11 protein-coding genes are annotated in these 11237 nt (G+C 46.3%); 6 read left to right on the top strand and 5 right to left on the bottom strand.

What is annotated here, in order from left to right; genetic code table 11:
- Positions 1-78: 78 nt before the first annotated feature.
- The 5 genes from CMO31_04250 to CMO31_04230 all read right to left on the bottom strand — a co-directional run bounded on the left by CMO31_04250 (position 79) and on the right by CMO31_04230 (position 6092).
- Positions 79-1545 (bottom strand): potassium transporter TrkG, encoded by a 1467-nt coding sequence (locus tag CMO31_04250; GenBank protein MAZ53212.1) that lies wholly within the window; start codon positions 1543-1545, stop codon positions 79-81.
- 35 nt (positions 1546-1580) lie between these two features.
- Positions 1581-2927, bottom strand: coding sequence for a Trk system potassium transporter TrkA (locus CMO31_04245; protein ID MAZ53211.1), 1347 nt, complete (start codon positions 2925-2927; stop codon positions 1581-1583).
- Positions 2928-2999: 72 nt separating this feature from the next.
- On the bottom strand, positions 3000-4514 hold the full coding sequence (lnt, locus tag CMO31_04240; GenBank protein MAZ53210.1) for an apolipoprotein N-acyltransferase: 1515 nt from the start codon (positions 4512-4514) through the stop codon (positions 3000-3002).
- Positions 4515-4551: 37 nt separating this feature from the next.
- Positions 4552-5685, bottom strand: coding sequence for a hypothetical protein (locus tag CMO31_04235; protein ID MAZ53209.1), 1134 nt, complete (start codon positions 5683-5685; stop codon positions 4552-4554).
- Between the two features lie 89 nt (positions 5686-5774).
- Positions 5775-6092, bottom strand: coding sequence for a hypothetical protein (locus CMO31_04230; GenBank protein ID MAZ53208.1), 318 nt, complete (start codon positions 6090-6092; stop codon positions 5775-5777).
- A gap of 341 nt (positions 6093-6433) precedes the next feature.
- Between CMO31_04230 and rplU the strand changes: the two genes are divergently transcribed.
- The 6 genes from rplU (at position 6434) to rsfS (ending at position 11218) form a co-directional block, all read left to right on the top strand.
- Positions 6434-6826 carry a 50S ribosomal protein L21 gene (gene rplU, locus CMO31_04225; protein MAZ53207.1) on the top strand — a complete coding sequence of 131 codons (393 nt, stop codon included), beginning with the start codon at positions 6434-6436 and terminating at the stop codon, positions 6824-6826.
- A 27-nt stretch (positions 6827-6853) separates the two neighbouring features.
- Positions 6854-7111, top strand: a complete 258-nt coding sequence (locus CMO31_04220) for a 50S ribosomal protein L27 (GenBank protein MAZ53206.1) — start codon at positions 6854-6856, stop codon at positions 7109-7111.
- A gap of 124 nt (positions 7112-7235) precedes the next feature.
- The gene (locus CMO31_04215; protein ID MAZ53205.1) at positions 7236-8504 is read left to right on the top strand and encodes a GTPase; all 1269 of its coding nucleotides are present in this window, start codon (positions 7236-7238) and stop codon (positions 8502-8504) included.
- A gap of 525 nt (positions 8505-9029) precedes the next feature.
- Positions 9030-9551, top strand: a complete 522-nt coding sequence (locus CMO31_04210) for a phosphohydrolase (protein ID MAZ53204.1) — start codon at positions 9030-9032, stop codon at positions 9549-9551.
- On the top strand, positions 9526-10848 hold the full coding sequence (locus tag CMO31_04205) for a hypothetical protein (protein MAZ53203.1): 1323 nt from the start codon (positions 9526-9528) through the stop codon (positions 10846-10848). Before CMO31_04210 ends, CMO31_04205 begins: the two co-directional genes overlap by 26 nt.
- 13 nt (positions 10849-10861) lie before the next feature.
- Positions 10862-11218 (top strand): ribosome silencing factor, encoded by a 357-nt coding sequence (gene rsfS, locus CMO31_04200; protein MAZ53202.1) that lies wholly within the window; start codon positions 10862-10864, stop codon positions 11216-11218.
- Positions 11219-11237 lie beyond the last annotated feature (19 nt).

Here is an 11237-nt window from a genome sequence, read left to right as displayed (position 1 = left end):
TATTAGGTTATATATTTTATTATACGCTGGTTAGGTTTCAGGAGGTTTTTCGATCCACTCCTGACTAACTTAGCGGTGTTATTTACGGAACAGTGGTGATAACCACCATCGGCTAGTGAAGACAACGAATACTGTTACAACTTCTAACCGCCCAGCGTACATATTAAAAATAAGCAGGATACGACTTACAGGATGTAGATCTGCGTAGTGGGCGAGCGGTCCTACTAGGCCTAATCCTGGGCCTATGTTCCCGACAGTTGCAATGGCAGCAGATACAGACGTGACAAGGTCTGCACCAAAAAATACCAAGACTATGGTTGAGGCAGCGAAAAGGCCTACAAACAATGTAGTAAAAGCCATTACCGAACGCATTACCTCTTCAGGAATGATACGGCCTCCTAAGCGTACCGGTAGTATGGCTCGTGGGTGTAGAGAAAGTTTGACCTCCCGTACAGTGTGCCTAGCAATGATTAGCCAGCGAACGATTTTTATGCCTCCGGCGGCACTTCCTGCGGTGCCTCCAATAAACATTAATACCATTAGAACCATTCGAGCGGGCAGCGGCCACGCTGCAAAGTCGGTTGAGGCGTAACCGGTGGTGGTGAGGATAGAGACGGCTTGAAATATTCCATGGCGGAGTGCTTCTAATGGGGCGTATTTGCCAATAAGGATGACGGTTAATGCGGTTCCGGCAGCCAATATAATGATTAGGTAAGCACGGAACTCCGTATCACGCCAAATATCTCTTGGGCGACCAATGAGCGCCCTATATTGTAGGGCAAAGTTTGTACCCGCTAAAATCATGAAAGTGATAGCGATCCAAGTGAGGGCTGGACTAGCTTGCTGAAAGCTTGCACTACTAGGACTAAATCCGCCCGCCGCTACGGTTGTGAGAGCATGATTGATTGCCTCAAATAGCGACATTCCTCCTAACAAATAGGCTATAGCGCAGAGAACAGTAAGGCTTACATAAATTATCAATACGGCGTAAGCAGTGGTTCGTAATCGGGGAGTGAGGCGCTCTTCGGTTGGGCCAGGAGATTCTGCAAAAAAAAGTTGACGCCCTGCTATGGCGAGTTGGGGAAATACAGCAATGAAAATTACGATTATCCCTATACCACCTAACCATTGGGATAGCGATCGCCACAAAAACAGGCTAGACGGTATCGAAGTGAAGTCGGTAATTACAGTAGCGCCAGTCGCAGTGAACCCACTCATTGATTCAAACAGGGCGTTAAGGGGAGACATTCCTCCTGACACGGCGTAAGGAATAGCTCCAAAGATAGGAAGGGCAAGCCATAACACTAAAATCCCTGTTAGACCGTCACTCCTTGAAGGGTCTGGGCTAGCCTTCCCCAGCCGAATGAGTAAACCACCTATTAGCGCCCCAAATACCCCGGTGATTATGAAGCCAATGATGGGTTCTTGAAGCAGAAAAGCAATTAGCGTGAAGAGCATCGAGAAAAGACCGAGGCTTATCAAGCTCGCCCCAACTATGTAGGGCGCGAAGTGATCGCGCACGCTAATAATGTACCTCGAACTCATGTGATTGCGAGAGCATTATTGTGGCAGGCCCTACGTTAGGCCTCTACCTCTTGGCGTTTTTGTGCCAGCCAACCATTTACAGAAGGCACGTTGTCTGGGGTGGTAACAATGTACAAGTGGTCACCATGCTGAATTGTGGTGTCCCCGTTTGGAATGATAACTCTATCCCTACGCAGGATAGCCCCTATTAAACTTGTGGCGGGTGCGCCGAGATCACGAACTTTGCCTACGTTACATTCGTATGGGTAGGATATTTCCATTACTTCAGCCCGGTTTTCTATTGTGGCTAGATGGTCTACTTCGTCTACCTTGAGCCAATTGAGGACCTCTTGTACAGCTGCGGTGCGCGGGGTAAGTGGGGCTTCAATACCAACCCATTCAAATAATCTTCTATTGCGGGAGCGACCAACTCGAGTAACGACTTTAGGAATGCCAAGTTGTTTCGCTAGCATTGAAACCAAAAGATTCTTACTGTCATCATTCGTTACAGCAACAACAACATCAGCTTCTTCAATTTGTTCTTGCTCTAGAAGTTCCAAATCGGTGCCGTCACCTCGAAGGATAAGGGCCTTGGGGAGCCAGTTAGCCAGGCGTGCGCAACGGCGCTCTTCTTCTTCAATAATAGTGATGTTGGTTGAGGTGTTTTGCAGTTGTTGGGCCACCATGAAACCTACGTTGCCCCCACCAACAATAGCTAAGTTGGTTGACCGCTTACGGGGCGCAAATCTTTTCTCAATATGACGCATACTTTCTGAAGTGCCCATAAAGATTACTTTGTCATCTGGGCGGAGGATCGTATCGCCGGAGGGCACGATAAAACTGTCTTCTCTAATCGAACCAACTACTAGGACGCTTTGGGGAGGAGTGGTTTTGGATAAGGGTAGGCCGATAAATGGATCACCTTTTTCCAAACGGTATTCAAGCATTTTTATTCTGCCACCAGCAAAGTGTGCGCTGTCGAGCGCTCGTGGAACTCGAACAATATCTACGATCTGGTTAGCAAGTGTCCGCTGTGGCCACAAGATTCTATCAATAACCAGCCCAACCGATTCCATAGCCCCTTTCGAGGCAAAGGCGTCGACGTACCGTTGTCTTGTAACAAACGCCATTGTTTCCTTTGCGCCTAGTCCTTTGGCAGCAAGACACGAAAGTATATTCACATCATCGTTGGATGTGGCTGCAATAACCGCATCGGCTTGTTCAGCTCCTGCCGTCTTAAGGTCATCTGGGTCGCTACCTGTTCCTTGTACGAATTGAACGTCTAGGCTCAACAAGCTTTCTCGCGCCTCTTTAACGTCAAGCACAGTTATATTGTGAGCACCGTGTAGGGCACTGGCTATTTGTAGGCCTATTTCTCCGCCACCGACGATTAAGACATTCATCAGCGAGATTATAGCCTTCCATCAGTTAGATAAGGTGCTGTAAACGACGCCCGGGAGTGACCTATCGGTAATTTAATGTCTTCGGATCCATAAGAGGAGGCTTGCTAACATAAAATATGCCAGAACTACTGGGATAAAGAGGTGGCCGTATCGGACCCACACTGTTTTTAGCTCGATAAGTTCAAATCGAACAGGTAGTGCGGCTGTTATGCCCTGTTGTAGTTGAGACACGATTGTGCCAAAAGGGTCAATTGCTGCTGTTATGCCGTCGTTGCCAGCACGAAGCAAATAACGACGAGTTTCGATAGCTCGGAGCCTCCCCATCTCGAAATGTTGTTGAGCCCCGTTACCCCTACTGAACCAGGCGTCGTTAGTGATGTTGATGAGCACCCTTGCTCCTTGGCGCACCATGGTGCGCTGAACTTGTGGAAATACTGACTCGTAACATATGTAGGCGCCAATGAGTCCTAATTGGGTGCTGATTGGACGTACCATTATTCCCGGTGATGTGTTTTGAAGAAATGGCAGATTTAGTATTTTGAATATTGTTCGGTAAACTGACGCGACCGAATCTATTAGTGGCCATCTTTCCCCAAAAGGTACAAGAAATACCTTGTCATATCGATCATCGATACTTGCGTTTGAAAGGGAGTAGGCACTATTAAAGGAACCTCGTTCATGCTGCGTGCGGCCACCTATAATAAATGTACTTGATAACGCGCTTGCCTGAATTTCTTCCCGGTTTTCCTTTCCTAGACTTCCAACAACATTTAATCCACCAATTGCGCCTTCTGGCCAAACTACTAGTTGGGGGGCGTCCTTGGCCAAAAGCTTTTTAGTGGTTAGGTTTCTATGAATTAGCATTTCATTCTCAAAGCCAATTGTTCGATCCAGTGGATTAGTATTCGCCTGGACAAGTAGTGCTGTTGCAGGTGAACTCGGGAAGGCTATCTTAGAACGAGTCAGGCCCAGATTCCACAAAATTCCCCAAAAGAGTAATGGTATTACAAGTAGCACTAGAATTCTGAATAAACCCTGCTTTGATCGAAAGGACAAGGTTGTATTTACAAACGGTATAGCTAACAAGGCAGCTAGGACAGTTGTAATGAGACTAAGCCCATACACTCCTATAATGTCTGCAAATTGGGCGATAGGTGTGTCAAGCCATATGTATCCAAAGGTACCCCAGGGGAAGGCAAGATACCCCTGACCGCGAATCCATTCGACAATGACCCAAGCTGCGGGAAGAACCCAAAGCGTACGCGTACCTGGACCGGCTACCCAACGACAGAGCGCTGTAGTGCTCCCCCAAATTATTGCTAACCAGTTAACTATGATTGGGAAGGCTATCCAAAAACTAGAACCCAGGGTTTTTGAAAAACTTAAAGGGATCCAAAGTAAATAAAGGGTGAAAAATGCTAAGGCAAAGACATAACCGAGCCAGAAGGATTCGCGCGTTCTCTTGCTAAGAGCCACCAGCACAAAAAGTGGTACAAGCGCTAGAGCGAATGGCCACATGGTGTGCGGTGGTAGTGCGGCTGACGCTACGGCCCCACAAGCTGCAGTAACAATAAGCTTTTTCAGCATGGTTAAAAACTAATGCAATAATTCGACATCAGGTCTATCACGCCATTTCAGTAAGAAGCGCAGTCAATAGAGCAACCCTCTCTAGTGTTTCTTTGAGCTCAATGTGTTCGTGGCGAGCGTGCATGCCTACACCTAGGCTCCCAAGGCCATCTAATGTAGCAATACCTAGTGCGGAAGTGAAGTTGCCATCTGATCCACCGCCAACTACTGCTGCACCTAAGTCAAGTCCCAGTTTGCTTTGAAGTACTTCGGCCTCTCGGAGAAGGGACGTGTTCGCTTTGGTTTGTTCCATCGGGGGGCGGTTAAGATCCATCGTTATCGTCACCTCAACTCGGGGGTCTTTGTTTTTGTAGTTATTAAGTGCCTGTTCGAGGCGGTTAGACTCAGCTAATGTTGTGAAGCGCATATCGACATGCGCTTCGGCTGATTCAGCAATCACATTTGGAACGCTACCACCCGATGCAACAGTGAGGTTCACAGAAGTTTTCTCTAGCTGATTGTTGAGATTTTCTACGAAGAAAAGAAAATGTGCCAGCTCACGCAAAGCACTTGCGCCGGCTTCCGGATTGTTACCGGCATGGGCCCCCTTACCTTTTGCCTCAAATTGAGCTACCGTCGTTCCTTTACGACCTACTTTCAATTCTCCGCTTTCTGGGCTTGGTTCTACCACTAGCACCCGATCATGGCGCCTCGCAGTTTCCTCAATCAGATTGCGGGAGTGGTGACTTCCACTCTCTTCGTCGCTGGTCACTAGCATTGTCACGGGTCCCTTTAACGAAAGATCAAGGTCCCTGGTTAGTTGCATTGCTTGTATGCAACTTGCAATGCCAGCTTTCATGTCGGATGTTCCTGGGCCGAAAATACGATTACCTTGCTTTCGGAATGGCATTTCTTTAAGCGTCCCTAATGGCCAAACGGTATCGTAATGGGCTAGGAGTAAGGTGGAGACGTCACCTATTGAACTCTGCTTTGCTATCAACTGGTCACCTACGAGCTTTTTAGGGTGCCGTTGCACTATCCATCCATGTGATTTTAGTAAGTCTTCTAAGTGGTCAGCTAAACTGTCGGCTGCTTTCTTATTGTTTGTAGGTGATTCAAGATCAACAAGTCCTTTTAGAATTTTTAGGTAACTGGTTTCAGAAGCTAGGGCTCGTTCTAAGAGGATGTGCATAAGGTTATGCTAACCCGCCTGAAGAACGATCAGTCGCTGCAACTGGAAGCTAAGAGAAGTTACGAAGCTCTACGGATTCAGTCTGGTTTCTATTTTATAGTAATTTGTCTCGTTGCCCATAGGCCTTCGGCAAGGTTTCTAATAGTTGGGTCTCGAGTTGTTTTGGCATAACTGTATCCGATCCTAAGGTCTTGTTCTGCACCTAGCTTGTCGGCGTTTAGATTGGTTTGATAACGAGACAGGTATACCTGCGCAAGTAAAACGTCACGCATCCGCTGAGGCCGGACCGCATGTAAGTCCTTGAGGGCATTGTCGTAGGCAGTTTTGGCTTTGTCTAATTCTCCACGTTCCATAAAACTCTGACCACGTTTGAAATGCTCAGCTGCATTGTAAAGTAACTCACGCATATCTAGATAAGAAGTATACCGTCATAATTCGGCTAAAGTAGGTATATACCCTTGATTACAGATTTTAAAAAAAGCTCTATCCATTGGCTCTTACGAGCCAAAAAGGTTGGTCCTGCCCTAGTTCTGGAAGAAGTAGAGAATAATTTGTGTTTCCTAGGAGCTTGCTCCGACTCGCGTTCTTCGCTATAATCGCGAGTCTCTTGTCCTAACAAGGTTGATTGTTAGGATCCGTCGGCTGGTTATTAGTTCCGAAACTAAACGGCGTTGTGTTTTGATGCGGGATGAGTCGGGTTGAGAGTAAGTTATTTTCGGCCTGGTTGGTACAAGGAGTTGAAGATTAAATGTTCGCGATTATCCAGTCTGGTGGTAAACAATACCGTGTGAGCAAGGGTGACGTCCTTTCGCTGGAGGCTATTGACCTTGATCCTGGCGAAGAGCTGGAATTACCGGTTCTCATGCTAGGTGGGGAGCAAGTTGTTATTGGGACCCCTATTGTTGATGGGGCAAGTGTCGATGCTGAGGTTCTTGAACACGGTTATGGTGACAAGATACACGTTGTGAAGTACAAGGCAAAGATAAACTATCGTCGTAAGTATGGTCATCGTCAGCGTTACACGAAGGTAAGAATTAGTGAGATCCGCATTGATGCAGACCAGAGTGCTGATGGGTCATCTGATCCTCTGGAGTCAGATTCAATAGTTCAGGATGAATCACCAAGTATTACAGTAGAGTAACGCTGGGACCCGAGGAGGACCACAAGCATGGCTCATAAAAAGGGCGTCAGTAGTTCGAAAAATGGTCGTGACAGCGAATCGAAACGATTAGGCGTAAAACGTTTTGACGGAGAAGAAGTACTTGCTGGAAACATTCTGGTAAGACAACGAGGAACTCGCTTTCATCCTGGTAGAAATGTAGGGCAGGGGCGAGATTTCACTCTTTTTGCCATGCGGGATGGCATAGTTCGTTTTAACGATAAGGGCAGGAAGGGTCGTTTCATAAGCGTGGAGTTAGGTGCTTGATGAAGCGTCTTATTTAATCAGGGTAAAGTCCTACACTGATTAAAACCTAATTACGCGTGGCCAACTCGGTAACTGTTACAGTATGACGTACTTTTTTCAGAAGCTTAGGTAAGTTTAGGTAGACATGTCCTTCCAAGATACTTTAACCATCACTGTTCAAGGCGGTAAGGGAGGAGATGGGGCCGTTTCTTTTTTGCGCCTGAAGTACCTTCCGAAAGGAGGTCCTGATGGTGGTGGTGGTGGGCATGGTGGCAGCGTTTATTTTGAAGCTGTTGACGATGTGACCTCATTAAGTAGGCTTGTCGGGAAGAGATTTTTCCGGGCTGGTAATGGTCAGAATGGTGCTGGCCGCGATCGAATGGGGCGACGAGGTCAAGATCTCGTGGTTAAAGTTCCTGTGGGAACTTTAACCACCAACCTTAATGATGGCAGAATCGTTTCTGACCTAAATGAGATAGGCCAGCGAGAGCTGGTTGCCAAGGGCGGAAGTGGTGGACGGGGCAATGCGTCTTTTGGCAGTTCTATTCAACGGGCGCCACGCTTTGCCGAGCATGGAACTTTAGGATCAAATCACAAGTTAGGCTTAGAGCTTCGCCTGATTTCTGATGTAGGTCTGGTAGGGTATCCGAACGCTGGAAAGTCTAGTCTCTTGGCTTGTATTAGTAACGCTCGTCCAACTATTGCTTCATACCCTTTCACCACACTTAGCCCTAATCTCGGGGTAGTTAAAGGACAACGAGATCGGTTTACAGTCGCTGATATTCCTGGAATTATTACAGGTGCTCATCTCGGTAAGGGTCTTGGGATCGATTTCCTACGACATATTTCTCGCAATCGATTATTAGTGTTTGTCATAGATATTAATGATGAACCCGGCATTAGACTTGATTCCTTACTTAGCGAGCTACGAGAGTACGACCCTACTCTTATAAACCGAGGTGCTCTCATTGCCTTAAACAAAATTGATTTAGTTACTGATGAAACGCTCGAGGAGAAAGAGAGAGACTTGAGTCGTTTCGGGATGCCTATTTTAAGAGTATCGGCGCTCCACAAAAAGGGGCTTGATGATCTTTGTGAGACCATTATCACCATGCTGCCTGAGAAAAAAACTCTTGAGCCCGTTGAGAGCCAACCCGAGAAAATAATTTCTGATCCCATCCGAGTAGTTCAGCACCCTAACAGACTGGGTTGGCGCGTAGTTGGTAACGACCTCGAAAAAGTGGTGTCCCGCTTTGATTGCGCTAACAGGGACGCGGTTTCTTACCTTCAGCGATACTTTGTAAGCCTCGGACTTTTCAAGCTGCTGAAACGTGCAGGCGCAAAAGACGGGGACGATATTTTTGTTGGGGAATCTGTTTTCGAGTATCTTGACGAGTTCAAGGATGATGAATAACTATAACGTTGTGCTGCAGGCACGATAAGTTCCATTTAGGCTCATTTTATTTTGTGGTTTTGTCAGATTACATTCGAGCCTGTGATGTTCCCCTAAATCACATGTATTTAGCCAAAATCATTGATTACGATTCACTTACTCGAAAAACAAAATATTGTATCGATAGGCAAAACTTTGGTGCTATCAGACCAATTTCTCCAGAGGGACTATTTTAAAATAGGGCAGCTTCGTATACACAAACATTCCTGAGGTCCATATAGATACTTCATTCCGGATTGCAGTCCCACGTGCTAACCTCATGGGCGAGGTGTTTTTAGCACTTAGGGATGACGGGGTTTTATAGAAACGAGAGTACCAAGTTTTACACTGCGAAAGCTCCGTTTGGTACATCGGCACCGAGCTTGGCTCGTTAGGGCGCATACCTTGAATTTTTCTAATCTAAAAAAGGAAATTTATGACAAAGGACCCTTGCATCGGGGTGGCCCAAGCTATTGCGTTAGTGCCGATGATTACCACGAATGTGTCATGGCAATGGTTACGCCTAACCGTTTTGAACACATTCTTCGTGTCTCCGCATTAGCAGAAGAAATTGCTCGAGCTAATGCGTTTGATCTTGCCGATATAGCTAGAATCAGGGTAGCCGCTGTCCTTCACGATGTCGCTCGGGATCTTAATTTTGAAGAGATTTTTCAGTTATCACCACCCGAGTTTGACCTAGAACGGCAGTATCCTCTCAGTTTACATGGCCGAGCTAGTCGTGTTATTGCGGAATTGTGGGGCGTAGCTGATCAGAGGATTCTTGAAGCCATTAGTGGTCACGTGTTTGGTGTATCCAAAAGCAATCGGATTGGTATGGTGGTCTATGTTGCTGATGTTTCTGAACCTGGACGAGGTGTAAATGGAGGGATAAGAGAATTAGCTATGGTTGATCTATTTCGTGCTTACCAACTAGCAGTTGAGACAAAAGTTAATTACTTGCGTTCGGAAGGCAAGGCGGTGCATCCCGAAACCATTAAGGCTTATGAAGATATTCTTGATACTGCGTAATTGGGCAACGGTCGGTAACGCCCGCCTTCTTCAGATTGTAGGTTTAGCTGTAATCCTAACTGGGTTAGGCGGATTCTGGTTTTCTGATGCTGAGTCAAGGGTAAGGCCTACCGATGAGCAACGGGCAGCATTTGGTTTGGAAAAGGGGGAGTTCCAGGCAAGCTTTGTCGTTGCAGGGAAAGATGTCTTTTACTCAGCAGATGGCGGTGCAGATCCTGTTTATAACGCTGATGGAGAGATAGTGGCTTGGGATTATCATGGTTCTACCGATGTTAACGGGATGAATACTGATACTATTTTGTTTGTTCAGATCATTAATAACGAGATTACGCTGATTCCAATCCCAAGAGATATTTACCTTGATGATTGGGGAAATCGTATTAATGCTATGTATTACTCTGAGGGCGCTGAGGGTCTTAAGAGGAGTATTTCCGAGCTTTTAGGCTGGCCAATTGAATATTATTTTGTTGTCAATATCGATATTTTTTCTAACCTAGTTAATGCCCTGGGAGGCGTTGAGGTAAACATTCCTTACCGGATGCAGTACGTAGATAATGCCGCTGGGTTAGAAATAGATTTTGAACCGGGCCCAACCCAACTTGACGGAGAGGCAGCTGCAAAATTTGTTCGTTATCGAAATACGTTTAGGGGTGATCTTGACCGGTTGGATAATGTCAAGAGCCTTGCGGTAGCGCTTCTTGGCAAAATAAAAGAGCTCAACATTCGTACGGTTTCTCTTGTTCCTGAGTTATTCCAAATGCTTATTGAAGATGTTGAGACAAATGCTGGTCCAGGACTTTTACGCCAGCTTGTACCTAGAATTGGTAATTTGGAGATTAGGACTGCTACATTACCGACTTTAGAGATAAATGATGAGACCTATCTTAGTTACGACCGATTGGCGATTGAACAGTTTTTAGCTCAGACGTTCCAAGGTATTGGGCGGAGTTTTACTGCCACCCCTAAGGCTACGCTTCTTATCACTAACAGTAGTGGTCTTGAAGGGCTTGCTGGTTGGTATCGAGACCAACTTCGAGGCTTAGGTATACCCATGAGTCGCGTTGTTACGCGAGTAGGCCCTTTCGATTCATCTCCTACCCGCCTTCTGGTCACTGATCGCAACTGGCAGTATGCCGACTTCTACACCGAGCTATTGCATACTACTAAGCATCAAGTTGATAGATTACCTAGAGTTAATAGTAAGGAAATAGACATAGAACTCATCCTAGGTCGGGACGCTGCTCGGCGGTATGCTGATTCTGTTTTGATCAACGAAGATCTTCCTTTAGGGTACTAAATAAGGAGTAAACTTGACTAAACTAGCGGCCGTTCCGATAGAGGTTCAATTAATTGTCGACGCACTTGATAACAAGCGTGCTAAGAATGTTGTGGTGATGGACCTTACTGGAGTTTCGGAGAGCCTTGACTACTTTATTCTCGCTGTTGCCGAATCTTCTCTCCAGCTTAAGGCGTTTGAAGAAAGTATCAAGGAAAAGCTCAAAGAAAATGGATCTCGCCCTCGGGGTGTCGAAGGCCCCTCAGATCGCTGGCTTCTTCTCGATTATGGCGAGGTCGTAGCTCATTTGATGAGTTATGAGGCGAGGGAGTTTTATGACTTGGAGGGACTTTGGGCCGATGCCAAGCGTGTTAATGTCATCCCAAATTGAATAATTGAGGCTCCTTGTG

This window comes from Trueperaceae bacterium, assembly GCA_002707365.1.
GTDB lineage: Bacteria > Deinococcota > Deinococci > Deinococcales > Trueperaceae > UBA6957.
Note: the sequence above shows the minus strand (reverse complement) of the source record. Positions and strands in the feature narration are given on the sequence as shown.